We start from the raw sequence: 26,206 nt of genomic DNA, 5'->3' as shown, positions 1-26,206 counted from the left end.
TCTTATATTTTCAAAAAAGCTTTTTCTAAATCCAAAATAATATCTTCTACATTTTCTAATCCAACTGATAATCTAATCAATCCATCTGTTATTCCAGCCAATTCTCTTTCTTCTTTTGTATAAGGTGAATGTGTCATTGACGCTGGATGTTGTATTAATGTTTCTGCATCTCCTAATGAAACAGCTATTGTTATCATTTCTAAATTATTTAATAATTTTTTACCAGCTTCTAATCCTCCTTTTACCTCAAACGCTAATATTCCACCAAAAGCTTGCATTTGCTTCACCGCTACCTCATATCCTACATGAGTCTTTAATCCTGAATAATAAACTTTTTCTACTTTTTCATTTTGTTCTAAAAATTCTGCTACTTTCATAGCATTTTCACAATGCTTTTGCATTCTTATTTCGAAAGTTTTCAATCCTCTTATTATCAAAAATGCCTCATTTGGTCCCAATACCGCTCCTGTCATATCTTTTAAACCTACTGTTCTAATATCATTTATCATTTCTTGACTTCCAACTACAAATCCTGCTATAACATCCCCATGTCCATTTAAATATTTTGTTGCAGAGTGTACAACAATATCAGCGCCTAGTAAAAGGGGCTTTTGACAAAATGGTGTTGCAAAAGTATTATCTACAACTACTTTTATATTTGAATTTTTATTGTGTGATAGCTCTGATATTTTTTGTATATCTACTATTTTAAGATTTGGATTTGCAGGTGTTTCTAAATATATTACTTTTGTATTATCTTTTAATTTTATTTTTACTTCTTCTAAATCACTCATATCAACAAAATCAACTTCTACACCAAACTTAGTTAAACCATGACTTATATAAGCATAAGTACAACCATATAATGTTTTATCTGCAAGTACATGATCACCTGCCTTTAATAAAGTCCATAGAGTTGCTGAAATAGCTCCCATTCCGGAACTTGTAGCTAATGCTTTTTCTCCATTTTCTAATATCGCTACTTTTTCTTCTGCAACTGTTAAAGTAGGATTAGATAATCTACTATAAATATAACCTTCTTCTTCCCCTAAAAATCTTTTTGCTCCTTCTTCTACATTTTTAAATACAAAAGTTGAAGTCTGATAGATAGGCGTAGCTAATGCTCCATATTTATTTTTTATAACTCCTCCATGAATAGCTTTTGTTCCTATTCCTTTATTTTTTAAATCTTTCATATTACTTACCCTCTCTTAAAATAAATCTTTTCCTTCTTTGATAATTTCTCTATTTTTTATTAATCTTATTCCTATTTCTATAAGTTCTCTTTCTATAACTACTCTTTTTTCTATATTTTCTATTGCTGTTATTTCTAAAACTTTCGAGTCTCCTACAACCCTTCTTATAATTTCAAGCCCTGCCATTCCAATACTATCAGAAAGAATTGTATTCAGATACCAATTTTTAAATTTAGGATTTATATATATTGAATCCTTTACTAGTAAATCATATTTTTTTATAAATTTCTCTTTAAACATATCAAAAATATTTTTTATAGTATCTTTTAACCAATTTATAAATTCATCTTTATTTTCTGATAACATTAAGTGTTTTCTATTCACTAATGCAAAAAATAAATTTCCTATAACATTTCCAATATCATATCCCATAGGTCCATAAAAAGCAAACTCTGGATCTATTACCTTAATTCCTTTTTCATTTATGAAAATAGAACCTGAGTGTAAATCTCCATGTATTAATGCTTGAGCATTATTCATAAAATTATTTTTTAGTTTTCCTACTTCTAAATGTAAATCTAAGTCCGAATAAAGGTATTTTTCTACATATTCTTTATTTTCATCTATAATAATATTTCTATTTCTATCATTTGTATAAGGTTCTGTAAATACTAAACATTCAGATATATCACATAATTCCTTATTTATAAATCTTTGTACTCTTTCTTTTTTCTCTCCTCTATCTAAAACCAAGTCTGTTGTTGGTAATAATGTGTCGACTAAAAAACTACTTATCTCATTTGCAAAATTTGGAAATATTTTTCCTTTCATAAGTTCTAGTCTTAAATTTTTATATTCTGATATATCCTCCATAATTATTGCACACATTACGTCATCATAATGATAAATTTTAGGAATAGAGTTTGGAGAATATTGACTTTGAAGCTGTAATATTTCTGCTTCTATTCTATTTCTATTTAAATCTAAAGTTCTTCCAGAAGAACGTAAAAATTTATCTGCTTGTTTTAATACAACTGATTTTCCTGTTGTCATATTTTTTATTCTGAAAATATAATTTATATTTCCATCACCAATTTCGTCACATTCTAATTCATCTTCATTTCCAAATATTTTTAAAAATTTTATATACTCTTTTGCTGAAGTTGTATCTAATTTGAAATGTTCACTATAATTAGTCATATTTTCACCCCTAGTAATATTGCTCTACTTCATTTTCAAAATAATCTTTTAAATTATAAGGAGAATATACTCCTTGATCTGTTACTATTCCACTTATTAAATAGGGTGGAGTTATATCAAAAGATGGATAGTATCCTTCTACTCCAGATAAAGTATTTTTTACTCCATTACATTCTAATACATCTTTTGGATCTCTTTCTTCAATAATTATATTTTCTAATAATTTGTCTTGATCTGGTATTCCTGTCACAAAATAAGGAATTCCAAAATGCTTAGCTACTATTGCTATTTGTAAAGTTCCTATCTTATTTACAATATGTCCATCCATACATATAGAATCAGCTGCTGAAGTAAATACATCTATTTTTTTCTCTTTCATAGTCCAAGCAGGCATATTATCTGTAATTACAATCACTTTAAAACCTTGATCCTTTAATACACTTGCGGTTAATCGTGCTCCTTGTAGGTATGGCCTTGTTTCAGGACAATAAAATTCAATATCTTTATTTTGATTTTTTATTTCTCTTCCCATACACCCAACAATTGTTTCTCCAAAACATTGTGTCATTACTTTTCCTTTTTTAGGAAACATTTTTACTAAATTCTTAGCAACCTCTGACATTCTTCTATATCTTCTCTCTAAAGAATCTATTGTTCTATTAAAAATAGCCTCAATAGGACATTTATTTTCATCGATAGCTTTTACTCCTACTTCATAACAAGCCATAGTTATTAGTTTCATTCTATTAGCAGTTGTAGGTCTTGCATTTGCAATTTCTATAGCTGCCTGTTTTAAATATTCTTTTCTTTCATCATTCTGCATTCCTTTAGATTGATATGCAGCTAGAGCCATTCCCATTCCTACTGCTGTATATGGTCCTGCACTTTGAGTAACCATATCAGTAACAGCCTGTTTTACTTCTAAATATGTTTTGCATTCAACAAATTTTATCTCTCTCGGATAAATTCTTCTATCTAATATTTTTACTTTCCCATTTTCATACCATGCTATATTTTCATATCTTAGCATAAATGCTAATCCTTCATCCATTCTTTTCATTGACTTCACCTTAATATTTTTATTTTTACTTTTATTTTATTTTAGTGTATAATTATAATGTTATTCATTTGTTGATTTAAAGTTAGGAATACCTGTTATTATCGAAAAAATTCCCATAACTATCATTAACATTGAATACCAAGAATATGGGACTATTGATGCTGGAGATATTTGAGCCATTCCTGCTGCCATAAGTATTTGCCCTGCATATGGCATCAATCCTTGGAAAGCTGAAGAAAATAGATCTAAAAGACCGGCAACTCTTTTACGATCTACATTAAATTCATCTGCTATATCTCTAGCTAATGGTCCTGCTGTAATTATAGAAACAGTATTATTTGTTGTCGCTAAATCTAAAACACTTACTAAAGCTGCTATTCCAAATTCTGCTCCTTTTTTAGATTTTATTCTAGATGTTAAGTTTTCAAGAATAAAGTCTATTCCACCTAGATGTTTCATTAAAGCAACAACCCCACCTACAACCATAGCAATCATAGCCATATCTTCCATCCAACCTAATCCTCTTTGTAATATTCCAAATATTTCAAAGAATGTAAAACTACCATGAACTAATCCTATTACTAATCCTATTCCAATACCCAATCCTAAAACTATAAAAACATTTAATCCTATTAAAGAAAATACTATTATTGATAAATAAGGAATAATATTAATTAAACTATATTCATATACTTTTCCAACAACTCCTTGTCCTCCCATTATTGAAATAGCAATGAGATTTATTATTACAGCTGGTAATACTATTGCAAAGTTAACTTTAAATTTATCTTTCATCCCTACTTCTTGTGTTCTTGTAGCAGCTATTGTAGTATCTGATATAAAAGACATATTATCTCCAAACATTGCTCCACCTATTACAACTCCACAAACTAATGGTAAAGCTATTCCTGTTTCTCTTGCTATTCCCACTGCAACTGGTGTTAAGGCACTTACTGTTCCCATTGAAGTTCCCATTGAAAAACTTAAAGCACATCCAACTAAAAATAATCCTGGTAATAATAATTTAGCTGGTAAAACTGATAATCCAAAATTAACTGTTGAGCTAACAGCTCCCATTGCATCAGCAACTGAATAAAATGCTCCAGCTAATAAAAATATCAGCATCATTAAAATTAATGTAGAATCTCCGGCACCTTTACAAAACATCTCAATTTTTTCATCTAACGTTTTCTTTTCTCTACCTCTATTGAGGAATAATGCTACCCCCATTGTTATCATAAATGCTGTAAGTAGTGGCATTGTTCCAAAATTACCTGTTAAAATAGCTGCTCCTGCATACAATCCCAAAAATACAAATAGTGGAATTAATCCTTTTACACTCCCTTTTTTCTCCATTTTTCTAATCCTCCTTTATATTTATATGTTTAGTTAACCTTAAATTTCTTCATGTTCTTCACTCCTTTTTCCATATTCCTTAAATCTCTCAATCATATCTTCCATCTCTTTTTTAGGTAATATTTTAGGTTCTCCTACCACTTTTGAAATAAAATATAATTCACAGCAAAATTCAACATTTTCAGCAATATTATAAGCTTCAGCTAAATCTTTTCCTCCAGTTAACATTCCATGATTACTTAATAATATTGCTTTTGTTCCTTTCATCGCCTCATAAGCATTTTTTGCTAACTTTACTGTTCCATATGTTGCATACTCAGCACATGGAATTTCAGTTCCTGCTACCGCCAAAAGATAATGTACTGCTGGTAATCCTTGTCCAGTACAAGATAAACCACTAGCATATTTAGAATGTGTATGTACTATAGCTTTTAAATCTTTTCTATATTTATAGAAAATTCTATGCATATCACTTTCACTTGATGGTACTCTTTCTCCTTCAATAACTTTGCCAGTTTCTACATCTAATATTACTATATCTTCTGGATTTAATTTTAAATAGTCAATTCCACTAGGAGTAATTGCCATCAAATTTTTATCTGGTACAAAAATACTTATATTTCCTCCAGTTCCCTTTGTAAGAGAATCTTGTATCATTTTTTTCCCATAAATTATTATTTCTTTTCTTTCCTCTTCAAGTAACATTTTTTCCTCCTATCTTGCTAATTTTAATATATTTACAATATCTAATTTTGATAATTGTTTAAATCTTCCTAAAAATTGATTTCCACACAAAGCTTTTTCTGCCATCAATTCAAAATTTTTATCATCAACTCCAAAATCTTCTAATTTCACCTTTAATCCTAAATCTATAAAAAATTTTTCTAAATTTTCTATTCCATTATTAGAAATTTTTTCATCATCTTCCTCTTTTAATAAAAAAACATTTCTAGCAAATTTTGATAATATTTCTATATTTTCTTCTTTTACATACTTTAACCAAGCTGGAAAAATTATTGCCATTCCTGCTCCATGAGTTATATTGTATAAAGCGCTTATTTCATGTTCTATTCTATGAGAACTCCAATCTGCTATTCTTCCTGAAGAAATCATTCCATTATGAGCTATAGTAGCTGCCCACATTATTTGTTCACAATTATTATAATCATTTGGATTTTCTAAAATTTTCTTTCCATATTTTAAGACAATCCTCATAGTACTTTCAAGTAAAGCATCACTCAATTGCGTTCCTTTACTTTTAGAAAAGTATCTCTCCATAAGATGGGACATTATATCCGCAACTCCACAAGCCATTAAATGTTTAGGAATAGTATAGCAAACTTCTGGATTTAAAATTGAAAACTTAGGAAAATTGTATTCACTATCACACACACTCTTTAATTTTAACTCTTCATTACTTATTATGGAGCTTTCAGACATTTCTGATCCAGCTCTAGGAATCGTTAAAACTACCCCCACTCCTAAAGTTTTATTTGGTTCAGCTTTTCCATTAAAAAAATCCCAAACATCCCCTTCATATACTGTCCCTAAAGATATAGCTTTAGCTGAATCTATAACACTACCTCCTCCTACTGCTAGTATAAATCCTATTTTATTTTCTTTACAGATTTTTATTCCTTCATATACTAATGAAAGTTTTGGATTTGGTACTACTCCTCCTAATTCTATAAACTCTATTCCATATTTTCTTAAAGATTCAACTATTTTTTCATAAATACCTAATTTTTTTATAATTTCTCCATTTCCTTCATAATGCAACATTATTTTTTTACTATATTTTTCAACATAACTCCCTACTTTTTCATAGTACCCTCTTCCAAATAATATTTTTGTTGGATTAGTAAAAATAAAATTTTCCATTTTCCCTCCTAATTATCTATAATATTATCAATTTTCTATATGAGTATAAATTATTTCAACTTTATTTTCTTTTGCTTTTTTTTGCCATTCTTCTGATATCTTTTTATCAGTAATAACTACATCAATATTTTCCAGTTCTGATATCAAATGAGCTTCTAAATTATCAAATTTTGTTCTATCAGCAAGTAAAAATACTTTTAATGAATTTTTTATCATTATTTTTCTTATTTCTGCTTCTCTTTCACTATCATCTGTTATTCCAAAAACTTTATCTATAGCTGTACAGCTTATTAGTGCTTTTGTAGCCCTCAAGTCCTTCAATTGTTCAACCGCTTTGTTTCCAACAAAAGATTTTGTCCTTTTTCTTAAAACACCTCCTATACAAACAACATCAACCCATTTAGAATTTTCAAAAATTTCTACCACTTTTATTGAATTAGTTATAACTTTCAACTTCAATCCCTTTTTTTCTATTTCCTGTGCTACACATATAGCTGTTGTACTGCTATCTATCATAAGCGTTTCCCCATCTTCTATATGGTTTACACATTCTTGAGCTATCTCATGTTTTTCTTCTAAAAAAATTTGTTCTCTTATTTCTAGTGGAACTTGTTTATCATTATCAGATAATAAATACGCTCCTCCTCTTACTCTTTTTAAAATATTCTTCTTTTCTAATTTTTCTAAATCTCTTCTTATTGTCTCTTCTGAAACCTTAAATATTTTACTTAAATTACTTATGATTACACTGCCTTTTTCATTTAAAATTCTTTCTATTTCTTTTAATCTTCCTTCTGCTAACATCTTAACCACATCTTTCAACATTTTATCACATTTATCAACATTTACTAACATAAGAATACAACATTTTCTCACAATTGTCAATATTTTTTATTTATTATGATTTATTTTTTTTAAAAAAGTTTTTTTATTGTTTTTAATAATCTATTTTAAAACATATATATCTTAAAGAAATTTTATGTTATAATATTAACTATAAACTTTTATTAACGGATGTGATTAAAATATGAAGAGAAAAATTTTAATTATAGAAGATGAAAAACCTCTTGCTCAAGTTCTTGAAGATACTTTTTCACAAGAGGGATTTGAAATAATTAAAGCATTTGATGGTGAGAATGGTGTAGATAAATTTTATAATGAAAAACCTGATTTAATACTACTTGATATAAATCTACCTAAAAAATTAGGTTGGGAAGTATGCAAAGAGATACGTGAAACTTCTAATATCCCAATAATTATGATGACAGCTAGGGATTCTGACAGTGATGAATACAATGGTTTAAGTATTGGAGCTGATGATTATATTACTAAACCTTTTAACCTTAAAATTTTATTACTAAAAGTAAAAAAACTTTTAAAGTTAGATGATAATAATATCTACAAGTTTGAAAATTTTTCTTTTGATATAAAAAAGGGTGAGATTACTATCAATGGAGAAAATAGCGAGCTTACTAGAAGAGAGATACAATTTTTAGAATATATGATAAAAAATAAAGGAATCATATTTTCAAGAGATTACCTTTTAAACGAAATTTGGGGATTTGATTTTGAAGGAGATGATAGAGTAGTGGATACTCTAGTCAAAAGAATACGTAAAAAACTAGGAGATTATAGTTTCTTACTTAAAACAATAAGAGGAATGGGGTATAGTTTTGATGAAAATAAAAATTAATCTTTTTCAAAAAATATTTATTTTCTCTATATTTTTAATTATTTTCACTGTTACAGTAAGCTATCTTTTCAGTACTTTCTTAGCTGATTCTTTCTATATTGATAGAAAAAAAAGTGAGATATTAGAAATTGTAAATAACGCTAAAAAGCTTTCAATAGATGAATATATTTTTAAAGATTATGCTTCTGAACTAAAAAACAAAGAGGGTATTAATCTGTATATTCTCTCAGAAAATGACACTGATATCTATGATAAAGATGATACCTATTATAACTATGAAGATAAATACTTTACTCAACTTGAAGATGGATTTCATATAAAAAAATTACCTTTTTCTAATATAATGTTGCTTGTTTATAAAGAAGAACTCCCTAATGGAGAGCTACTTTTTGTTACAACCTCTCTATCTGTTATGAGTAGTCATAGACATGAGGTATATTCATTACATTTAATAACATTTTTTCTAACGATGATTTTAAGTATTTTTCTGTGCAGATTTTTTGCTAAAAAAATTACTAAAAATATTTTTGAGTTAAATAGAGTGGCTAAACAAATTACCAATTTAGATTTTTCTGAAGATGTAAATATTAATACTACTGACGAATTAAACGAGCTAGGAAAAAATATAAATATTATGTCTAAAAGTATTTCCTCCTCTATTGATAATCTAAACAGTTTTGTTTCTAATGCATCCCATGAATTAAAAACTCCAATCACAGTTATAAATACTCATGTACAAGCATTACTCAATGGAACTATTACTGATGAAAAAATAAAAAAAGATTACTATAGAGTCTTGCTAAAGGAAAGTAGAGAGATGACATCCTTAGTTAACGACTTACTTCTCATTTCTAAACTTTCATCTTTAAGAAAAAAAATTAGATAAAGAGGAGTGTAGCTTTTTAAATTTATTAAACGAAAGTATTGAAAAATTTGAATTTTTAGAGCTAAAAAAAGATATTGAATGGGATATCAAAATCAAGAATTTAAATATTTTTGTTAATAATAAACTTTTTAAAGTTGTTTTAGATAATCTTGTTAATAATGCTTTAAAATATTCCCCTGAGAATTCTATTATAAATATCTACCAAGAGGATAATAATATAATTTTTGAAAATCCTATGTACTTAACAGAAAAAGAAAATATTGATAACCTTTTTCAACCATTTTATAGAGGAACATCTGCTAATGAATTAAATATTGAAGGAAGTGGTTTAGGATTATCACTTATCAAAAGAATTTTAGATTTACATTCTATTAGCTATTCTATCAAAATAGAAAAAAAATATTTCAAATTCATTTTGACATATTGAGGACATAATTTCCCTCTATAATTTAATCAAAGAAAAGATAAAATTAGGAAGTGATATATATGAAAAAAATATTTATTGGAACATTAATGATTTTAGCTATTAGCTCAACTGGTTTTGCTAAAATGCATGATTTTCAAAATGAACCTACTCCACCTGTACCACCACATATGATGAAAATGAAAAATAATAACTATAGGGTAAATCCTGAACTTGAAAGAGCTAGAATATTAATCGAAGAAAAAAGACTTGAGGTTAGAAAAGAATTATTAAATGAAAAACCTGATTGGAATAAAATAGAAAAGTTAAATATCGAAATAGCTACACAAGAAGCTAAAAATAGAACTTGTACTATGAGAGAAAGATTTGAAGCTAGATTTAATACTCAAACATCTACTACTCCAATAAACAACTAATTTTTTATAGTAGAGAGTGAATACTCTCTACTTTTTATTTTGTATCTTACGTTTTAAATATGTTATAATATTTGTATATAAACAAACTTAAATTAAGGGGGGAAAATTATGACTAAAGAAGAAAGAAGAGAACTAATAAAAGTCGCTATGGGATATAGTAATGCCACTTTAAAACTAGAAAATGCTAATCTTGTAAATGTTTTCTCAGGAGAAATCTATTTAGCTAATATCTATATCTATAAAAAATATATTGCTGACATTGTAGAAGTTGAAAAAGATAGTTTTAAAAAAGCAGATAAAATTATTGATATTCAAGGAAAATATCTAGTACCTGGATTTATAGACTCACATCTACATATTGAAAGCAGCCATCTTACTCCATATCATTTTGCTGAAGCTATAATACCAAAAGGAACTACTACTATTATAGCTGATCCTCACGAAATTTGTAATGCATTAGGAGAAGAAGGGCTTAACTATATGCTTAAAGCTTCTGAAAATCTTCCAATGAATCAGTATTTCCTTGTGCCATCATGTATTCCATCTGTTATGAAACTTGAAAATACAGGTGCTGAATTTGATGCAGATTTAGTAGATAAACTTTTGGAAAAAGATAGAATCTTAGGACTTGGAGAAGTTATGGATTATATTGGAGTAATTCACAACGATAAAAGAATGGAAGATATAATTGATGTAGCTTATAGAAAAAATATGTTTTTACAAGGACACTCTCCAGAATTGCAAGGTAGTGAACTTTCTGCATATCTTTGTGGTGGTCCTTATACTTGTCATGAAACTAGAGATGGAGTCCATGCTATTGATAAAATAAGAAAAGGTATGACCGTAGATGCTAGAGAAAGTTCTATCTCAAAAAATATAGCATCTATCATTGAAAATATAAAAAGTTTTAAATCTCCTAGAAATCTAACTCTTTGTACCGATGATAGAGAACCTAAAGATATTTTAGAAAAGGGACATATTAATGACTGTGTAAGAGTTGCTATAAAAGCTGGTTTAGAACCAATTGAAGCAATTAGAGCTGTAACTCTTAATACTGCCCAAATATATAGATTAGATAAACGTGGTGCTATTGCTCCTAGCTATTTTGCTGATATGTTAGTAATTGATAACCTAAAAGATATTAATGTTGAAAAGGTATTTTTTGAAGGAGAGCTTGTAGCAGAAAATAATAAACTACTTGTTCAAATTAATAAACCTCATATAGATTTAGAAAATAAAAATACTATCAATATAGATGAACTAAAAGTTGAAGATTTTATGATAAAAGCTCCTATTGAAAATGGAAAATTAGAAATAGTAGGAATGGAATATATTAATAAAATTTCAAGTGTTACTAGAAAGAAAACTTTTACTGTAAATGTAAAAGATGGCTATGTAGATTTAGAAGGAGACGAACTTAACTTTGCAATCTCTATCAATAGATATGGTAAGAAAACAAAAGCTATTGCTGTAGTAGAAAATTTCTATGTAAATAGAGGAGCTATTGCAACTACTTATTCTCATGACTCACATAACTTAACTATTATCTATAAAAAACCTATTGATGCCTTAGTTGCTGCTCAAAGAGTAAAAAATATAGCTGGTGGTATTGTAGTTGTTGAAAATGAAAAAGTTGTTAAAGAACTACCTTTCCCTATAGGTGGAATGTTATCTAAAAACTCTGCTTATGAGTTGGGAAATTATATTGTAGATATGAATAAAGTTTTAAGGGATTATGGGATAGAAAGTGCTAGCCCTATTACTAGACCTAGTACACTCTCTCTTATAGTTATTCCTGAAGTAAAGCTTAGTGATATGGGACTAATTGATGTAGTTAAACAAGAGATTATTAAACAATTCTAAGTTTTTAATTAATAATTGGGGATATTATAAATTTTTAAATTTCAATATCCCCAAAATCTTTTTATTTTAATTCTTCTATTAATTCTCTTATTCCTAAATCTTCAAAAAATTTTTTCTCTGCTATTGAAGGAATTTTATTTTCCATAATAGCCTTAAATATTTTCTTATCAAATGGAATTTTCATAGATATTTTATAACCTAAATTATTTAAATAAGTCTCTATCTTATCTGTCATTTCAATAGAGATATCAAATTTATTTATAACAAAACATGGTTTTACTCTAAATCTCTCTACTAAATTTACTACCCTCTCTAAGTCATGTAAGCCTGAAAGTGTAGGTTCAGTTACTATTACAACTCTCTTTACTCCTGTTAAAGAACTTATTACATTACAAGCTACTCCAGGTGCTCCATCTAAAATTATATACTCTTTTCCATCTAATTGAGCTATCTTTTTAGCTTTTCTTCTTACCTCAGCTACAAGTTTTCCAGAATTTTCCTCTCCAGGTTCCAAACAAGCATGTACCATTGTTCCATACTCTGTTTCCCCTACCATTATATCTCCAACTCTATTTTCTATCATCTCAATAGCTCCTACTGGACAGATATATTCACACACTCCACACCCTTCACATTTTTGCACATTATCCATAGCTTCAAATTTACAGTATTCATAGCATCTATTACAATGAATACATTTTTCACTATCTATTTTTGCTTTTTTCATTCCTAAAAATCCATTTTTCTCTTTCTCTGAAGGATTTAAAAGTATCTTCAAATTTGGAGCATCTACATCACAATCCCCTATTACCAAGCTATCAAAGTATGGAATAATTGAAGAAGTTATTGTAGTTTTTCCTGTTCCACCTTTTCCTGAAATCACTAATATCTCTTTAATCTCCATACTTTTGCACCCTCTTTAAAATTTTTTCAAAACTCTTCCTATACTCTGGTAAAATATCAGCTATAATATTTCCTTCAGAATAATTTTTAGCTATCTTTCTATCAAAAGGAATCTTTTCTAATATCTCTATACCTTCCTCTTGATAATAATTTTCTACTAAATTTTCTTTTGAGTCAGCTTTATTTATTACTATCCCAAAAGGAATTTTTAAATCTCTCAAAAGTTTTAATACCAATTTCATATCACTCAAGCCAAAGGGAGATGGCTCTGTAACAACTATTGCATAATCAGATTTTTCCACTGCTGCTACAGTAGTACATGAAGTTCCAGGAGGGCAATCTATTATTAAATTTTTCTCTATATTTTCTCTATACATATGTTTTATAATTTTTACTCCAGACATCTCTCCTATGTTTAATTTTCCATATTCCATCTTTGAATTAAAATATGTTTTTCCACAAAATATTTTTCCTATTTCTCTAGCTCTCCAAGTAATAGCTCCAAATTTACAAATTATTTCACAACCACCACAGTCGTGACAACTCTCTTCAAAAACAATAACTCTATTTTTAGCTGGGATTATGGCATTAAACCTACAAAACTTTCCACACTCTCCACAAAGGTTGCATTTAGACATATCTACTTCTGGATAGCAAGATTTTACTTTATTCTCTTTAAATTTTTTCCCCTTTAAAAAAAGTTGAGTATTGGGAGCTTCTATATCCATATCTAATATTGGAATCCCACTTATAAAAGCAAGACTAGTACTTACAGTAGTTTTTCCTGTTCCACCCTTTCCACTTAAAACAGCTATTTTCATATTTTCCTCCTATGCCATTCTAAGTCCTTGTGGTTTAGATGAAAAATCAAATCTTTCTAATTTTTTCTCTCTATAAGCTTCTAATACCTCTTTTACAGTTGTTAATTCTCCTAATCTATATACAGGTAAATCAAACTCCTCTATCAAAACAATAGCCTTTGGTCCTACTTCTCCAGCTATTAATTCCTCTACTCCTAAACTAACTAGATTTTTTATAACCTTAAGTCCTGCTCCTGTAACTTCATCTTTGGCTTCATTTTCTATTATTTCATACTCATTAGTTTCTGAATCTACCAAAATAAAATATGATGCTCTTCCAACCCTTCTATCTACATTTGAATCATATCTATTTTCCTCTAATGCTATCGCTATCTTCATACTCTCCTCCAAATTTTGATAAAATATAAAGGGAGTTTCCTCCCTTAATAATTAGTGTTCACACTTATGTCCCTCTTCATGGTGATGATATGCACAAGCAGATCCCTTAGAATATAGACTTCCTTGTAGATATACCTCTAGTACCTCTTTTATTTCTCCACTTGCTCCCAATATAACCTGTCCACCATTAGCTTTGATTAGGTCAATAGCTCTTTGTCCCATTCCACCTGTTATTACTACATTTATATTATTTTCAGCTATAAATTTTGGAAATACTCCTGGAGCATGCTCTGGGGCATCTAATACCTCTTTCTTTACTATTTCTCCCTCTTTTACTGAATATACTACAAATTTTTCACAATGTCCAAAATGCTCCTCTACTGTTACCTCATCATTTGTTGGAAATCCCACTCTTAAAATTTCATTTGCCATCACTTCTCATCTCCTGTATTTTTTAATTTTATTGCTTTTTGATGTAACAAAGCATCCAATATTTTTTTCCTTCCAGAGTTTAGTATTCTTTGAACAGTTCCCCTAGATATCTGCATAAGTTCAGCAGTTTCTATTTGGCTCTTTCCTTCATAATCACAAAGTCTTATTGCTTCTAGTTCATCTATTTCTATCTCTACTGACTCCAGTTCAACCATAGGAATACCAATAGGTTTAAACACTCTTTCATTTTCTAAAATACGACAACATCTCTGTTTTTTACATCTCGGCATAAAATCCTCCTAAAACAATTTTGTGCATATGCACATTTAAAATATACTCCTTTTATTTTATTTTGTCAAGTTTTTCATTTTTTTCTTTCTAATTTTATAATTTTAATGTAAAATAGAATATATTTTTATACGAGGTGATAACTAAATGAAATTTGTTGTATCTGATTTAGATGGAACTCTTTTACATTCTCACAATATTGTAAGTGAATATACTATTAGAACAATTGATAAACTTGTTAAAAAGAATGTAAATTTCGCTATTGCTACTGGGAGAGGACAGCAAGGAGTTCAAGGTATTTTAAAACAACTTGGCATTAATCCCTATCTCATCTGCAATAATGGAGCTAATATCTATACTCCAGAAGGAGAATGTATCCTTGATAAAAGAATACCTAAGAAAATCGTTACAGAGATATTAAAAGAGATTAGAAAAAATAATCTTTTTTACAGTGCCTTTTTAAACGAATTTTATTTTCATAGTAAAGATGAACCTGTTGAAGATTTTACTAGTAGACCTCTTTTTACAGAAGTAGCTGTTGAAAAGGAAGAGGATATTCCCGATTTAAATAAGATAATTGTTTCTGATGATAACCCTAAAGTTTTAATTGAACTTGTTAATATATTAAAAAATAAATTTTCTCACCTTGCTGAGATAATGCTATCACAACCAACTTGTATTGATATTGCACCTAAAAATTGTACTAAAGGAACTGGTATAGAAAATCTTGCTAGAATATTTAACCTAACTCCTGATGATTTTATGGCTTTTGGAGATGGAGAAAATGATTTAGATATGTTAAAAACTGTTGGACATCCAGTTATTATGGAAAATTCACAAGAACTTTTAAAAGATTTTTTTTCTAATGTTACTTTATCTAACAAAGAAGATGGAGTAGCAAGATATTTAGAAAAATTCTTTAACTTATAGAGGTATAAAATGAGAGATAAACAGATAAATAAAGAGGTAATCATAACTTTAATATTATATATTTTTTATTTTGCTTGGTGGTACTATTTTGCATATTTACATACTGATAGTGAAGATGTAGAAAATTTCAAATATATATTTGGACTTCCAGAATGGTTCTTCTACTCTTGCGTACTTGGACTAGTTGTTATTAATATTTTAGTTTTTATTGCTGTAAAACTATTCTTTAAAGATGTACCACTAGAGGAGGAGAAAAAATGTTAACACTTATTCCTGTTTTACTTTACCTTTTACTTATGTTAGGTATTGCTTACAAAGTCAATCAGATAAAACATAGTAAAGATGTAAATTTTACTGAAGAGTATTTTATAGGAAGTAGAAATATGGGAGGCTTTGTCCTTGCTATGACTATAATAGCTTCCTATGTTGGTGCTAGTTCTTTTATAGGAGGACCTGGAATTGCATACAAATTGGGATTGGGATGGGTACTCTTAGCTTGTATCCAAGTTCCTACTGCTTTTTTTACTCTTGGAATTATAGGAAAAAAATTAGCCATTATCTCTAGAAGAATAAATGGAGTAACTATTATAGATTTATTGAGAGCTAGATATAAAAGTGATATTGTAGTAATCTTAGCATCTATCACTATGCTAATATTTTTTATAGGAACTATTGTAGCTCAATTTATTGGTGGAGCTAGACTTTTTGAAGCAGTTACTGGATATCCATATTTTATTGGACTTATTCTTTTCTCATCAGTAGTTATAGCCTATACATCTTTTGGAGGATTTAGGGCAGTAGTCTTAACTGATGCTATTCAAGGAGTAGTGATGTTAATTGCTACAGGAGTTTTATTCTATGTTATCTTAAAAAATGGAAATGGTATGGAAAATATTATGCTTTCTATTGCCAAAACTCATCCTGAAATGTTAACTCCTACTTCCAATGGAAATATTGCCAAACCTTTTATTATGTCCTTTTGGGTATTAGTAGGAATTGGACTTTTAGGCTACCCATCTACTACTGTGAGATGTATGGGATTTAAAGATAGCAATTCTCTTCATAGAGCTATGATAATAGGAACATCAGTTGTAGGACTTTTAATGTTAGGGATGCACTTAGTTGGAGTTATGGGAGTTGCAGTTGCTCCTGGTGTTGATGTTGGAGATAAAATTATCCCTATACTTGCACTAAAAAATCTTCATCCTATACTTGCTGGAGTGTTTATAGGAGGTCCACTTGCAGCCATTATGTCAACTGTAGACTCTCTTCTAATTATGACTTCAGCTACTATTGTAAAAGATTTGTACTCTCACTATGTAAATAAGGAAGCTAGTACAGAAAAAATAAAAAAATTATCCTTTATGGCTTCTCTAGGATTTGGAATAATAGTATTTTTACTATCTTTAAATCCACCTGATTTATTAGTTTGGATTAATCTATTTGCTTTTGCTGGATTGGAGGCTACTTTCTTTTGCCCTATTGTATTTGGTCTTTTCTGGAAAAAAGCAAATTCTACTGGAGCTATTGCTTCTATGATATTTGGATTTATAACTTTTATTTATCTCACTGTATGTAAAATCTCTATTTTAGGAATGCATACTATTGTTCCTGTATTATTCGTTAGTTCTCTTGTTTTCATTATTGGTTCCTATGCTGGAGAACCTAATGATGAAAAAATAATAGATATATTTTTTAATTTTTAATTATTTTTAAACTGGGATTATTATAATAAAATTATTATAATAATCCTATTTTATAATTTAAATAAATACTTTCATATAAAATATGAATTAGCTTTTTTATAATTTTATAGTAATACTATATTATCTATTTTATATGTACATAAGGAGGAAAGTAAAATGACAAATGCAATACTTACAGATTTTTTAAAAAGTCTAGCTTTACTTGGTGTTTTTTTATTACTTGGTGTTTTTATAAGAGCGAAAGTAAAAATATTTCAAAAAACTTTTATCCCAGCTGGAATTATAGGAGGATTTCTACTTTTAATATTAGGACCACAATGTTTTGATTTATTACCAGTTCCAAAAGAGTGGTTTAATATCTATTCACTTTTACCTGGAGTTTTTATAGTTCCTGTTGTTGCTGCTGTTCCTCTAGGTTTATCTATTGGAGCTAAAGGGAAAAATAAGGAAGCTGATTTTTTAAAAAATATTTTTCCTTTAATGGGAATAGGATTAGTAGTTTCATTATTTCAATTTGCAATAGGGTATGGAACTCATGTTTTATTTTCTAATGAAAATTTATATGATGTATTTGGAATAGAACTTGCTATTGGATTTGTAGGAGGACATGGAACTGCTGGTACATTAGGTAATATTTTATCTGGTTTAAATCTACCTTACTGGCAAACTTCACAAGGGGTTGCTACAACAACTGCTACCTTTGGAATAGTGGGAGGAATTTTAATTGGAATTGCCTTAATTAACTGGGCTGCACGTCATGGGCAAACTGCTATGCTAACTAAACCAGCTGATATTCCAGAACCTATTCGTATAGGATTCCAAAAAGATATCTCAAAACAAAATTCAATAGGAAGAGAAACAACTCTATCTTCTTCAATAGATACAGTAGCATTTCATGCTGCACTTATATTTGTAGCTTGTGGAGTGGCATATTTAATCCTGTCAATAACAAAAAAATTCCAAATTCCTGTATTGAGTAGTATCTCTGTTTGGGCATATGCTATGATAGTTATGTTTGGTATTTGGTGGACTATGAATAAATTAAATCTTCAATATTTAGTTGATGATAAAGTGAAAAGTAAAATCTCTGGTTCTTTTACAGAATATGCTGTTATTGCTGCTATAGCAAGCTTACCTATAAAAGCAGTAGCATCCTATATAGTTCCTATACTAGTAATGGTTATTATTGGATATATTGTTACCACTGGGGCTCTTTTCTTTTTCTGCAAAAGATATTTAAAAGGATATTGGTTTGAACAGATGATTGCAACTCTAGGTATGAGCACTGGTGTTTTCTTAACAGGAGTTCTCTTACTTCGTATTTGTGACCCTAATTTAGAAAGTCCTGTACTTGCTAATTACTCTTTATCTTACACAATAACTGGTATAATATATTTTGCTACGTTAAATATGTTTATCTTGATGCCTTTGACTTCTGGAGCTGGTTTTACAGCTATGGTAGCACTCGGAATCGGAATAATCATCTTACTCCTTTCTATAATTAGTAGTCATATATTTTTAGGAAAAGAGTTTAAGGGAAATTAAAAATAATTTTAAATAATAAAAAAGAGTAAGCTAGAAATAAAATTTCTTATCTTACTCTTTTCTTTTATAAATTAAATTTTTTATTAGTTTTATTTAAAAAGAAAAATATAATTCCTGATATAATTAAGTATACTAATGTTACTAATATAAATTTATTTCCTATATTTTCTTTTAGTCCTACTACTCCTATTGGAGAAAGAAGAACATACACATAAACTGTTGTTGTTACAATTAATCCACATACTGGTTTAGCATATTTCCACTCTATTAATGTAACTTCTTCTTTCTCTTGTTGAGTATATGGAACTTTCATTGGAGCTATATATCCTATTATAACCATTATACAAATACATAATATAAATAATCCGCCTAATAAGTGTAAAAAACTTATATTAACTTTATATACAAATTGAAATACCCCATACAAAAACATGAAAACAAATATTGATATTTTAGCTGCAATAGGTGGTATTTTTTTAGAGAAAAAACCAACAAATACAATTACTAAAGTTGGAACATTGAAAAATCCCATAAATTTTTTCATAAAATCAAATAAACCATTTGGAGCATTTGCAATATATGGAGCCATAAATATTGAAATTAATCCCAATACTGTTCCAAATATTTTTCCAACTTTAACTAGTTTTTTATCATCAATATTTGGAGCAAATAACGGTTTAAAGATATCTAAGCAGAAAATTGTTGAAGCTGAGTTTAATGATGAGTTAAAAGAACTTAAAATAGCACCGAATAAAACAGCTCCAAAGAATCCAACTAAATAAGTAGGTAGAACTCTATTTACTAATATTGGATATGCAAAATCTCCTTTTGTTATTTCTGATCCATATAGTTGATAAGCTATAACTCCAGGGATAGCTAAAATTATTGGAGCAAATATTTTTAAAAGTCCTGCATATATTACTCCTTTTTGTCCCTCAGCTAAATTTTGTGCTCCAAAAGCTCTTTGAACTATAACTTGGTTTGTACACCAATAAAATGTATTAATTAATAAAATTCCTGTAAATAGTGTTGAAAAAGGAACTGGATCTGTTGTTCCACCTATTGCATTTAATTTTTCAGGACTATTTATTACAAGTTGTTCTATTCCATTTAAGACACTTCCATCTCCTAAAACTTTAAATCCTAAAATAGGTATTAATAATCCTCCTATTACTAAACCTACTCCATTTATAGTATCTGAAACCGCAACAGCTTTCAATCCTCCAAATATTGCATATATTCCTCCAACTATTCCAATTCCCCATATACTTACTATTAAAGCCGCATTTTCTGAAATATTTAACATATCCGATACATTAAACAAAGCGTTCATAGCGATTCCACCAGAATAAAGGATAATTGGTAAAGATATTACTCCTAAACTTATCAAAAATAGAATTGCTACTAAATTTCTTGTTCCTTTATCATATCTTTCTTCTAAAAATTGAGGTACAGTTGTAAAACCACTTTTCAAATATCTTGGTAAAAAATATAATCCCATAAATATCAAAGTTATACCTGAAGTAACCTCATATCCTATAACTGATAAGCCACCCATAAAAGCATTTCCATTCATTCCAACTAATTGTTCTGTTGATAAATTTGTAAGAAGTAATGAACCTGCTATTACAACTCCACTTAAGCTTCTTCCTCCTAAAAAATAACCTGTATTTGTTTCAAGATTTTCATCTTTTGTAAAATACCAAGAAATTACAGCAACTAAAACTGTAAAAAATATAAATGACCCTATTGCTAATATATTCATTATTATCACCCCGTCTATATTTTAAATTTCCAAATAATTCTTAAGCTTGTTTTATTCTAGGCATCCACATTGGTTCTTTTCCTAATTCTGCCCATATATATTTAAGTAAAAGTTCTGATTTTAGCTCTTTATAATCTTCGTTATCCCAAAGATTATTTATTTCATTTGGGTCTTCTTGTAAGTCATACAACTCTCCATAAGTTTTGTTATAGTAAACAGTTATCTTATATCTTTTATCTACATAAGTTTTTAAATGAATTGTTGTTGGTTCATGATGATTTTCACAAATAGCATGGTCTCTTACTTCTAAATCTGGATTTTCCCAGACTTTTTTCTGGTCTATTCCTGTCATATCATAAGGTATTTTTAAATCACAAAAGCTTAAAAATGTTGGCGCTAAGTCTACTAACGACTGAATAGATGAAGAAACTTTATTTTCAGGAACATGATTTGGATACCTAACAATAAATGGTACTTTTATTAAATCTTCATAATGAAATGGACCTTTTCTAATTAATCCATGTTGTCCTACAAAATGTCCATGGTCTGTTGTGAATACAACTATTGTATCTTCTGCTAAACCAAGTTCATCTAATTTATTTAAAATTTCTCCTATATATTTGTCCATCATTGATACCATTCCATAGTATAAAGCTAAATCTTTCTTTATATCTTCTATTTTTTGAAGGTGAGAGTGCATTCCATGAATTCCAAATCCTGTTTCTTTATATTCATCAAAATTAGGATTCTCTTCTTGTGTTTTTTGAAAATGTGGTGGATTCTTTAAATGTTCTCCTGGAACTAATCCATTTATAGTTAATTTTTCTGGGTCATACATTGAGGCCCATGGCTCGGGAACAAAATATTCAGGATGTGGATCAAAAAAACTTGCCCATAAAAAGAAGCTTTCGTCATTATTTTTATATTCTTCTAACATTTTATTTGTTCTTTCAGCTATCCAAGTATTATAATGGTATTTTTCTGGTATCTCCCATTTACCCCAATTTCTTCTACTATTTAAAATATTTCCTTCTTGTTCAACTAAAATTTCTAATCTAGGATATTCTTTTTCTGACATATTTCCTGTTGACTCTAAATAATAATCTCTCCAATTTTTACATCCTTTTTCTTCTAACCAAAGTGCGTAATGTTGCCCTACATGAGCTTCATTTGTGTGATTTCTAGCAAGTTCTACGTGATCAAACCCATAAAATATACCTTTATAACTTCTCCAAAATTCCAAATCTTGTAGACATGGATAAGCTTCTAAGGATGGAAACTCCAGAGTTGAAGCCAATGGTTGAAAATGTGCTTTTCCTATTAAAGCACTCTTATATCCAGCCTTTCTAAATTCATTACCTATTGTATTTTCTGTTTCTGGTAATTTTACACCTAAAGTCCAAGCACCATGTTGACTTGGATATTTTCCTGTAATTATAGACCCTCTTGTAGGAGTACAAGTTGGATTAGGACAATAGGCTCTATCAAATGTTGTTCCTTCCCTAACAAGTCTATCTAAATTTGGAGTTATAATTTCTTTATTAAAAGCTCCTATTGTATTAAAATGTTGTTGGTCACTTGTTATCAATAGAATATTAGGTCTTTTTTTCATTAAACTTCCTCCTAAATAATTATTTTTTTAATTCGAATTAAATATTGTAATATATTTATACCTCTAACTTATTATTGTGTCAATATTTTTTTAAATATTATATTTTCTGTTTTTTTTATATTATTTTAATACATTTATTTATAAAACATATCTTGGAACAAATTTATAAAAAAATAAAAGAGCTATACTTTTATAGCTCTTTTATTTCAATTTATTTATATATTATAAAATTTTTCTTTAATCACAGGGTATACACTCGATTTTAATTCTTTATCCGTATCAATTTCGCTTACAACTATTATTTTTTTAAAATCTAATATTTGCTTTTGGTGAATATAAGAAAAAAGATAGTTAATAAAAATTTCGTTTTTAAATATTTCTCCACATAATATTATCTTCTTAGGATAAAAAAGAGTAAACATATTTAATAATATTATTCCTAAATATTTAGAAGCTTCTTCCAATAAAATTAATATCTCATTTTCTCCTAAACTTCCAGCTTTTAATATTTTCTTAAAATCAATATTTTTTTCATCTCCTTTCGCTAAATTATATAAAATTGGCATTTTTTCACTATTAAATATTTTTTTTACTTTCTTTATTAGTGCTTTTTCTGAAAAATTATTTTCGAAACAACCACGTCTTTTACAAATTGGACAAATTTCATTATCATCTATTACTATTGAATGTCCTACTTCTCCACTAAATGCAGAATCTTTTTTAAATAATTCTCCTCCAATGACTAAACTTCCTCCTACTCCTATTCCATATTTTAATAGAAAGAAATCATTTAAATCATTATTAATAAACATTTGTTGAATAGCTAAATTTTTAACATTATTACTAACTATAATAGGAACATTTAAATTTTTTTTCAAAAATTTTTTTTTAGAAAAACCTCTTCATTCCAAAATCCTATGAAGTCAATTGTTTTTCCTTCTACTGAATCTACTGCTCCTACAACTCCTATTCCAATTCCTAAAATTTCAGTAAAACTTATTTTAGTGTCTAATAAAAACTTTTCTAAATATTCTAGCAGTTGTTTCAAATATTTTTCTGGTTCTTGGTTTTCTAGTTCTAAAATTATTTTATTTAAAATATCCCCTTTTAAATTTGTTATAATTATTGTTGTTTTATTTTTTTTTATTATCTATTCCTATTACTTTTTTATAATCATAATTTATTTTTAATAAAACTTTTTTTCTTCCTGGTTTATCACTCTCTAACATTCCAATTTCTTCTATAATTTTCTCTTTTAATAAAGGTGCACATAAATCTGTTACTGTACTTGGTGAAAGTTTTATTCCTTCTGATAAATCTTTTTTGGATATTCCTTCATTTTTTCTTAAGTAATTTAGTATTTTAGAGGTATTTTTTTCTTTAATATCTTTTATCTTCATTTTTCCCACTCTTTTCTACATCTTTTCTTTTCTATTATAACATAGGTATTAAATTTTCTCTATAAATTAAATCAAAATTTCATTATAATCAAAAAAGCTATAAACAAATTAACTGTCTACAGCTTCAAAATACTAAAAAACTATAATATTCATTTATAATTTTTTAGATAAATCTAAAAAAATTATATGTACATATTATCAAAATAATCATTAAAACAACTGAAAATATTTTATCTACTCCCTTATTTGATAATCTTTTAGAAATTGTACTTCCTATAAATCCCCCTGCAATTCCTCCAATTATCATAAAAATTAAATCCATAGAATTATAAGTTGGAACTGTTTTAGTTATAAATGTTGTAAGTAAACTTGTTGTCTGTGAAAAGAAAATTATATATATTGAATTTAGTGAACAAGTCTTAGAATTCATATTAAAAAAATAAGCAAGTATAGCTATATTGATAGGTCCACCACCTATTCCTAAAAAAGCTGATATCATTCCTAAAGAAAAACCAATTAAAGCAGCTATCCCTAAATTATTTACATTCTTCATAGTTATTTTCTCTTTATTTTTTATAAACCAAAATACATATAGAGTCATAATTATAAGAATAATTGCTTGTCCAGCTCCTATAAAATTATCATTTTTAAATATTGCTTTTGTTAGCTGAAAAATTTGTTTCCCTATTATTCCACCTACTGCTGCCCCTAATGCCAAAGTAGTACTCTTTACTTTATCTAATTTTACTCCACTATTTCTACTTTTTAAAAGTGAAACTATACTCATGGAAAAAACAGTACATCCAGACATAAAGTTTATTGTAGGGATAGGTAATCCTGAAAATGCATCATACACTGGTTTTATTATTATTCCGCCACCTATCCCACTAATTGCTCCTGTTGTTGTTGCTAATAAAGATACGATTAGATTGAATAAATTTGTCATAATTTTTCCCTTTCTATATTTTTATTTTTCATTTTTATATTATATCACATTTTTATTTTTTATAAATTATCTTTTTTCTATCTTCAATTTTCTATGTATAAAAAAAGGTAGCAAAATCCTTTTCACTTTGCTACCTTTTTTTCTTACATACTTATATAATCATTTTTATCTTTGCTTGAAGCTTTTTCACACTCTACTTTATTTACTTTATATCCTTTTTTTATCTCAAGCTCTCCAGCTAATATAGGATCATTTGTCCTAACTTGTTCTTGATATAATTTTTCTCTTAATTCTTCTAAAATAGATTGAGATTTCTCATCCTCAACTAAGTTATTTCTTTCACTAGGATCATAATAAAGATCAAATAGTCCCTCTCTATATTTTATTTGCTCTTTTAACCCATTTTTCATTAAAAAAGTTTTAGGGTCTGACTCATCTATATTTGAAAGGTTTATTTTATTCCAATTATTGTCATAATATTTAATGTATTTATAACGATTAGTTCTTATACATCTTACAGGTTCATAAGATGTATGAAAATTTATTTCAGAAAAAATAAAATCTCTTATCTCTTCTTTACTATTATCAAAAACTTTTTTAAATGACTTTCCTTCTAAATATTCCGGCTTCTCCAATGATAATAGTTCACACAATGTAGGAAATACATCTATATGTGATACCAGATTATCCATTACCTCTCCATTACTTTTAGCTCCAGGTACTCTTATTATCATAGCTACTCCTATTCCATTATCAGTCAAATTACACTTATTAAATGGAAGAGCTACTCCATGATCTGTTGTATAAATTATAATTGTATCCTCATATAGTTTATTTCTTTTCAAAGCATCTAAAATTAATTTAATATTTTCATCAGCATAATAAGCTGTTGTCATAAATTGAGCATGATCGTGTCTATTCTCTTCATTATTGGTAATAGGGAAAATAGGTTTCACATATCTTTCATCTATTTTATCCAATACCTTTATTGGATATGGACGATGAGTACTATGCATACCATAAGCCATAAAAAATGGTTTTTCTTTATCATAATTATCTAACCACTTCACAACTTCCATAGCATTATCTCTATCCCAAATATGTAAATCCTCTTTTACAAACTCTTTAGATGAAGTTGTTAAAATATTTTCATATCCTAAATCATGTAGTCCATTTTCTTCTAAATCTAGATACCATCCATATTCATGTTGAATTCCTGATAAACATGTTGTATATCCATTATTCTTCAAAAAATTAGCTAAATGATTTTCTGGTTTTGCCAATGAAAATCCTCTTTGAGCTAAACCTAGCATTCCATTTTGATGAGGATATGTCCCAGTTAGAAGCCCTGCTCTACTTGGAGAGCAAGTTGGTCCTACACAATAAGTATTTGTAAAAGTTAAGGCATCTTTTGCAAACTCTTTTAGATTATCAGTAGGAATATCATATCCATAGGGACTTAATACTCTACCACTATCATGAGTATTTATATATATTACGTTCAT

At 28.1% G+C, this 26,206-nt stretch carries 28 protein-coding genes; 9 read left to right on the top strand and 19 right to left on the bottom strand.

The window, feature by feature from the left end:
- Positions 1-2: 2 nt before the first annotated feature.
- The 7 genes from megL to FMAG_RS03715 are packed head-to-tail and all read right to left on the bottom strand — an operon-like array spanning position 3 to position 7,548.
- Positions 3-1,196, bottom strand: a complete 1,194-nt coding sequence (megL, locus tag FMAG_RS03745) for a methionine gamma-lyase (protein ID WP_005884161.1) — start codon at positions 1,194-1,196, stop codon at positions 3-5.
- Positions 1,197-1,211: 15 nt separating this feature from the next.
- Positions 1,212-2,396 (bottom strand): S-methyl-5-thioribose kinase, encoded by a 1,185-nt coding sequence (mtnK, locus tag FMAG_RS03740; protein ID WP_005884159.1) that lies wholly within the window; start codon positions 2,394-2,396, stop codon positions 1,212-1,214.
- Positions 2,397-2,406: 10 nt separating this feature from the next.
- Positions 2,407-3,456, bottom strand: a complete 1,050-nt coding sequence (locus FMAG_RS03735; RefSeq protein ID WP_005884157.1) for an S-methyl-5-thioribose-1-phosphate isomerase — start codon at positions 3,454-3,456, stop codon at positions 2,407-2,409.
- A 60-nt stretch (positions 3,457-3,516) separates the two neighbouring features.
- A complete protein-coding gene (locus FMAG_RS03730; protein WP_005884155.1) occupies positions 3,517-4,812 on the bottom strand; it encodes a Na+/H+ antiporter NhaC family protein in 1,296 nt (431 codons plus the stop codon).
- Positions 4,813-4,851: 39 nt separating this feature from the next.
- A complete protein-coding gene (locus tag FMAG_RS03725; RefSeq protein ID WP_005884152.1) occupies positions 4,852-5,517 on the bottom strand; it encodes an L-fuculose-phosphate aldolase in 666 nt (221 codons plus the stop codon).
- A 9-nt stretch (positions 5,518-5,526) separates the two neighbouring features.
- Complete coding sequence (locus tag FMAG_RS03720) at positions 5,527-6,693, bottom strand: iron-containing alcohol dehydrogenase (protein WP_005884151.1); 1,167 nt, start codon at positions 6,691-6,693, stop codon at positions 5,527-5,529.
- A 27-nt stretch (positions 6,694-6,720) separates the two neighbouring features.
- On the bottom strand, positions 6,721-7,548 hold the full coding sequence (locus FMAG_RS03715) for a DeoR/GlpR family DNA-binding transcription regulator (RefSeq protein WP_005884149.1): 828 nt from the start codon (positions 7,546-7,548) through the stop codon (positions 6,721-6,723).
- Positions 7,549-7,720: 172 nt separating this feature from the next.
- On the opposite strand from FMAG_RS03715, the gene FMAG_RS03710 reads away from it, so the two are divergent.
- The 5 genes from FMAG_RS03710 to ade all read left to right on the top strand — a co-directional run bounded on the left by FMAG_RS03710 (position 7,721) and on the right by ade (position 11,975).
- A complete protein-coding gene (locus FMAG_RS03710; protein WP_005884147.1) occupies positions 7,721-8,386 on the top strand; it encodes a response regulator transcription factor in 666 nt (221 codons plus the stop codon).
- Positions 8,370-9,272 (top strand): histidine kinase dimerization/phospho-acceptor domain-containing protein, encoded by a 903-nt coding sequence (locus FMAG_RS03705; RefSeq protein ID WP_050795422.1) that lies wholly within the window; start codon positions 8,370-8,372, stop codon positions 9,270-9,272. Before FMAG_RS03710 ends, FMAG_RS03705 begins: the two co-directional genes overlap by 17 nt.
- 37 nt (positions 9,273-9,309) lie before the next feature.
- Positions 9,310-9,699, top strand: coding sequence for an ATP-binding protein (locus FMAG_RS13540; RefSeq protein ID WP_081462350.1), 390 nt, complete (start codon positions 9,310-9,312; stop codon positions 9,697-9,699).
- Between the two features lie 59 nt (positions 9,700-9,758).
- The gene (locus FMAG_RS03700) at positions 9,759-10,112 is read left to right on the top strand and encodes a hypothetical protein (protein WP_005884146.1); all 354 of its coding nucleotides are present in this window, start codon (positions 9,759-9,761) and stop codon (positions 10,110-10,112) included.
- A gap of 108 nt (positions 10,113-10,220) precedes the next feature.
- Positions 10,221-11,975: an adenine deaminase gene (ade, locus tag FMAG_RS03695; protein ID WP_005884144.1), complete on the top strand. Its 1,755-nt coding sequence runs from the start codon at positions 10,221-10,223 to the stop codon at positions 11,973-11,975.
- A gap of 61 nt (positions 11,976-12,036) precedes the next feature.
- Here the strand turns inward: ade and FMAG_RS03690 are convergent, their stop codons facing one another.
- From FMAG_RS03690 to FMAG_RS03670, 5 genes are read right to left on the bottom strand one after another with little or no spacing between them, the layout of a single operon-like run.
- On the bottom strand, positions 12,037-12,879 hold the full coding sequence (locus tag FMAG_RS03690; protein WP_005884143.1) for an ATP-binding protein: 843 nt from the start codon (positions 12,877-12,879) through the stop codon (positions 12,037-12,039).
- The gene (locus FMAG_RS03685; RefSeq protein WP_005884141.1) at positions 12,869-13,699 is read right to left on the bottom strand and encodes a P-loop NTPase; all 831 of its coding nucleotides are present in this window, start codon (positions 13,697-13,699) and stop codon (positions 12,869-12,871) included. The genes FMAG_RS03690 and FMAG_RS03685 overlap by 11 nt, the downstream gene beginning before the upstream one ends.
- Before the next feature lie 9 nt (positions 13,700-13,708).
- A complete protein-coding gene (locus FMAG_RS03680; protein WP_005884139.1) occupies positions 13,709-14,077 on the bottom strand; it encodes a NifB/NifX family molybdenum-iron cluster-binding protein in 369 nt (122 codons plus the stop codon).
- A gap of 51 nt (positions 14,078-14,128) precedes the next feature.
- Positions 14,129-14,509: a NifB/NifX family molybdenum-iron cluster-binding protein gene (locus FMAG_RS03675; RefSeq protein ID WP_005884137.1), complete on the bottom strand. Its 381-nt coding sequence runs from the start codon at positions 14,507-14,509 to the stop codon at positions 14,129-14,131.
- Entirely contained in the window at positions 14,509-14,799 is a 291-nt protein-coding gene (locus tag FMAG_RS03670) for a DUF134 domain-containing protein (protein WP_005884135.1), read from the bottom strand. The genes FMAG_RS03675 and FMAG_RS03670 overlap by 1 nt, the downstream gene beginning before the upstream one ends.
- Before the next feature lie 145 nt (positions 14,800-14,944).
- Here FMAG_RS03670 and FMAG_RS03665 point away from each other — a divergent pair, with 145 nt between their 5' ends.
- The 4 genes from FMAG_RS03665 to FMAG_RS03650 all read left to right on the top strand — a co-directional run bounded on the left by FMAG_RS03665 (position 14,945) and on the right by FMAG_RS03650 (position 18,978).
- Positions 14,945-15,727 (top strand): Cof-type HAD-IIB family hydrolase, encoded by a 783-nt coding sequence (locus tag FMAG_RS03665; protein ID WP_005884133.1) that lies wholly within the window; start codon positions 14,945-14,947, stop codon positions 15,725-15,727.
- Between the two features lie 9 nt (positions 15,728-15,736).
- The gene (locus tag FMAG_RS13655) at positions 15,737-15,991 is read left to right on the top strand and encodes a YhdT family protein (RefSeq protein WP_005884131.1); all 255 of its coding nucleotides are present in this window, start codon (positions 15,737-15,739) and stop codon (positions 15,989-15,991) included.
- Positions 15,985-17,433, top strand: coding sequence for a sodium/pantothenate symporter (panF, locus tag FMAG_RS03655; protein WP_005884128.1), 1,449 nt, complete (start codon positions 15,985-15,987; stop codon positions 17,431-17,433). Before FMAG_RS13655 ends, panF begins: the two co-directional genes overlap by 7 nt.
- Positions 17,434-17,589: 156 nt before the next feature.
- A complete protein-coding gene (locus FMAG_RS03650; protein WP_005884127.1) occupies positions 17,590-18,978 on the top strand; it encodes a sodium/glutamate symporter in 1,389 nt (462 codons plus the stop codon).
- 64 nt (positions 18,979-19,042) lie between these two features.
- Here FMAG_RS03650 and FMAG_RS03645 read toward each other — a convergent pair whose 3' ends face one another.
- The 7 genes from FMAG_RS03645 to FMAG_RS03625 all read right to left on the bottom strand — a co-directional run bounded on the left by FMAG_RS03645 (position 19,043) and on the right by FMAG_RS03625 (position 26,206).
- Entirely contained in the window at positions 19,043-20,743 is a 1,701-nt protein-coding gene (locus FMAG_RS03645) for a solute:sodium symporter family transporter (RefSeq protein WP_005884125.1), read from the bottom strand.
- Positions 20,744-20,783: 40 nt separating this feature from the next.
- A complete protein-coding gene (locus tag FMAG_RS03640) occupies positions 20,784-22,355 on the bottom strand; it encodes a sulfatase family protein (protein ID WP_005884123.1) in 1,572 nt (523 codons plus the stop codon).
- A gap of 215 nt (positions 22,356-22,570) precedes the next feature.
- The gene (locus FMAG_RS14010; protein ID WP_261660706.1) at positions 22,571-23,233 is read right to left on the bottom strand and encodes an ROK family protein; all 663 of its coding nucleotides are present in this window, start codon (positions 23,231-23,233) and stop codon (positions 22,571-22,573) included.
- On the bottom strand, positions 23,230-23,403 hold the full coding sequence (locus FMAG_RS14005) for a hypothetical protein (RefSeq protein WP_261660705.1): 174 nt from the start codon (positions 23,401-23,403) through the stop codon (positions 23,230-23,232). The genes FMAG_RS14010 and FMAG_RS14005 overlap by 4 nt, the downstream gene beginning before the upstream one ends.
- 85 nt (positions 23,404-23,488) lie before the next feature.
- Positions 23,489-23,755 carry a winged helix-turn-helix domain-containing protein gene (locus FMAG_RS14000; protein WP_261660704.1) on the bottom strand — a complete coding sequence of 89 codons (267 nt, stop codon included), beginning with the start codon at positions 23,753-23,755 and terminating at the stop codon, positions 23,489-23,491.
- A gap of 163 nt (positions 23,756-23,918) precedes the next feature.
- Positions 23,919-24,701 (bottom strand): sulfite exporter TauE/SafE family protein, encoded by a 783-nt coding sequence (locus FMAG_RS03630; protein ID WP_005884121.1) that lies wholly within the window; start codon positions 24,699-24,701, stop codon positions 23,919-23,921.
- A gap of 143 nt (positions 24,702-24,844) precedes the next feature.
- On the bottom strand, positions 24,845-26,206 hold the full coding sequence (locus tag FMAG_RS03625; RefSeq protein ID WP_005884119.1) for an N-sulfoglucosamine sulfohydrolase: 1,362 nt from the start codon (positions 26,204-26,206) through the stop codon (positions 24,845-24,847).

The sequence above is a fragment of the Fusobacterium mortiferum ATCC 9817 genome, from assembly GCF_000158195.2.
GTDB lineage: Bacteria > Fusobacteriota > Fusobacteriia > Fusobacteriales > Fusobacteriaceae > Fusobacterium_A > Fusobacterium_A mortiferum.
Note: the sequence above shows the minus strand (reverse complement) of the source record. Positions and strands in the feature narration are given on the sequence as shown.

Coding starts and splice junctions, on each gene's coding strand:
- FMAG_RS03715 (WP_005884149.1), bottom strand. CDS start 7,548: ATGTTAGTAAATGTTGATAAATGTGATAAAATGTTGAAAGATGTGGTT.
- FMAG_RS13655 (WP_005884131.1), top strand. CDS start 15,737: ATGAGAGATAAACAGATAAATAAAGAGGTAATCATAACTTTAATATTA.
- FMAG_RS03685 (WP_005884141.1), bottom strand. CDS start 13,699: ATGAAAATAGCTGTTTTAAGTGGAAAGGGTGGAACAGGAAAAACTACT.
- mtnK (WP_005884159.1), bottom strand. CDS start 2,396: ATGACTAATTATAGTGAACATTTCAAATTAGATACAACTTCAGCAAAA.
- FMAG_RS03630 (WP_005884121.1), bottom strand. CDS start 24,701: ATGACAAATTTATTCAATCTAATCGTATCTTTATTAGCAACAACAACA.
- FMAG_RS03725 (WP_005884152.1), bottom strand. CDS start 5,517: ATGTTACTTGAAGAGGAAAGAAAAGAAATAATAATTTATGGGAAAAAA.
- FMAG_RS03700 (WP_005884146.1), top strand. CDS start 9,759: ATGAAAAAAATATTTATTGGAACATTAATGATTTTAGCTATTAGCTCA.
- FMAG_RS03680 (WP_005884139.1), bottom strand. CDS start 14,077: ATGAAGATAGCGATAGCATTAGAGGAAAATAGATATGATTCAAATGTA.
- FMAG_RS03735 (WP_005884157.1), bottom strand. CDS start 3,456: ATGAAAAGAATGGATGAAGGATTAGCATTTATGCTAAGATATGAAAAT.
- panF (WP_005884128.1), top strand. CDS start 15,985: ATGTTAACACTTATTCCTGTTTTACTTTACCTTTTACTTATGTTAGGT.
- FMAG_RS03625 (WP_005884119.1), bottom strand. CDS start 26,206: ATGAACGTAATATATATAAATACTCATGATAGTGGTAGAGTATTAAGT.
- FMAG_RS03710 (WP_005884147.1), top strand. CDS start 7,721: ATGAAGAGAAAAATTTTAATTATAGAAGATGAAAAACCTCTTGCTCAA.
- FMAG_RS03675 (WP_005884137.1), bottom strand. CDS start 14,509: ATGGCAAATGAAATTTTAAGAGTGGGATTTCCAACAAATGATGAGGTA.
- FMAG_RS03670 (WP_005884135.1), bottom strand. CDS start 14,799: ATGCCGAGATGTAAAAAACAGAGATGTTGTCGTATTTTAGAAAATGAA.
- FMAG_RS14000 (WP_261660704.1), bottom strand. CDS start 23,755: ATGAAGATAAAAGATATTAAAGAAAAAAATACCTCTAAAATACTAAAT.
- ade (WP_005884144.1), top strand. CDS start 10,221: ATGACTAAAGAAGAAAGAAGAGAACTAATAAAAGTCGCTATGGGATAT.
- FMAG_RS03705 (WP_050795422.1), top strand. CDS start 8,370: ATGAAAATAAAAATTAATCTTTTTCAAAAAATATTTATTTTCTCTATA.
- FMAG_RS03640 (WP_005884123.1), bottom strand. CDS start 22,355: ATGAAAAAAAGACCTAATATTCTATTGATAACAAGTGACCAACAACAT.
- FMAG_RS03665 (WP_005884133.1), top strand. CDS start 14,945: ATGAAATTTGTTGTATCTGATTTAGATGGAACTCTTTTACATTCTCAC.
- megL (WP_005884161.1), bottom strand. CDS start 1,196: ATGAAAGATTTAAAAAATAAAGGAATAGGAACAAAAGCTATTCATGGA.
- FMAG_RS03690 (WP_005884143.1), bottom strand. CDS start 12,879: ATGGAGATTAAAGAGATATTAGTGATTTCAGGAAAAGGTGGAACAGGA.
- FMAG_RS03650 (WP_005884127.1), top strand. CDS start 17,590: ATGACAAATGCAATACTTACAGATTTTTTAAAAAGTCTAGCTTTACTT.
- FMAG_RS03645 (WP_005884125.1), bottom strand. CDS start 20,743: ATGAATATATTAGCAATAGGGTCATTTATATTTTTTACAGTTTTAGTT.
- FMAG_RS03720 (WP_005884151.1), bottom strand. CDS start 6,693: ATGGAAAATTTTATTTTTACTAATCCAACAAAAATATTATTTGGAAGA.
- FMAG_RS03730 (WP_005884155.1), bottom strand. CDS start 4,812: ATGGAGAAAAAAGGGAGTGTAAAAGGATTAATTCCACTATTTGTATTT.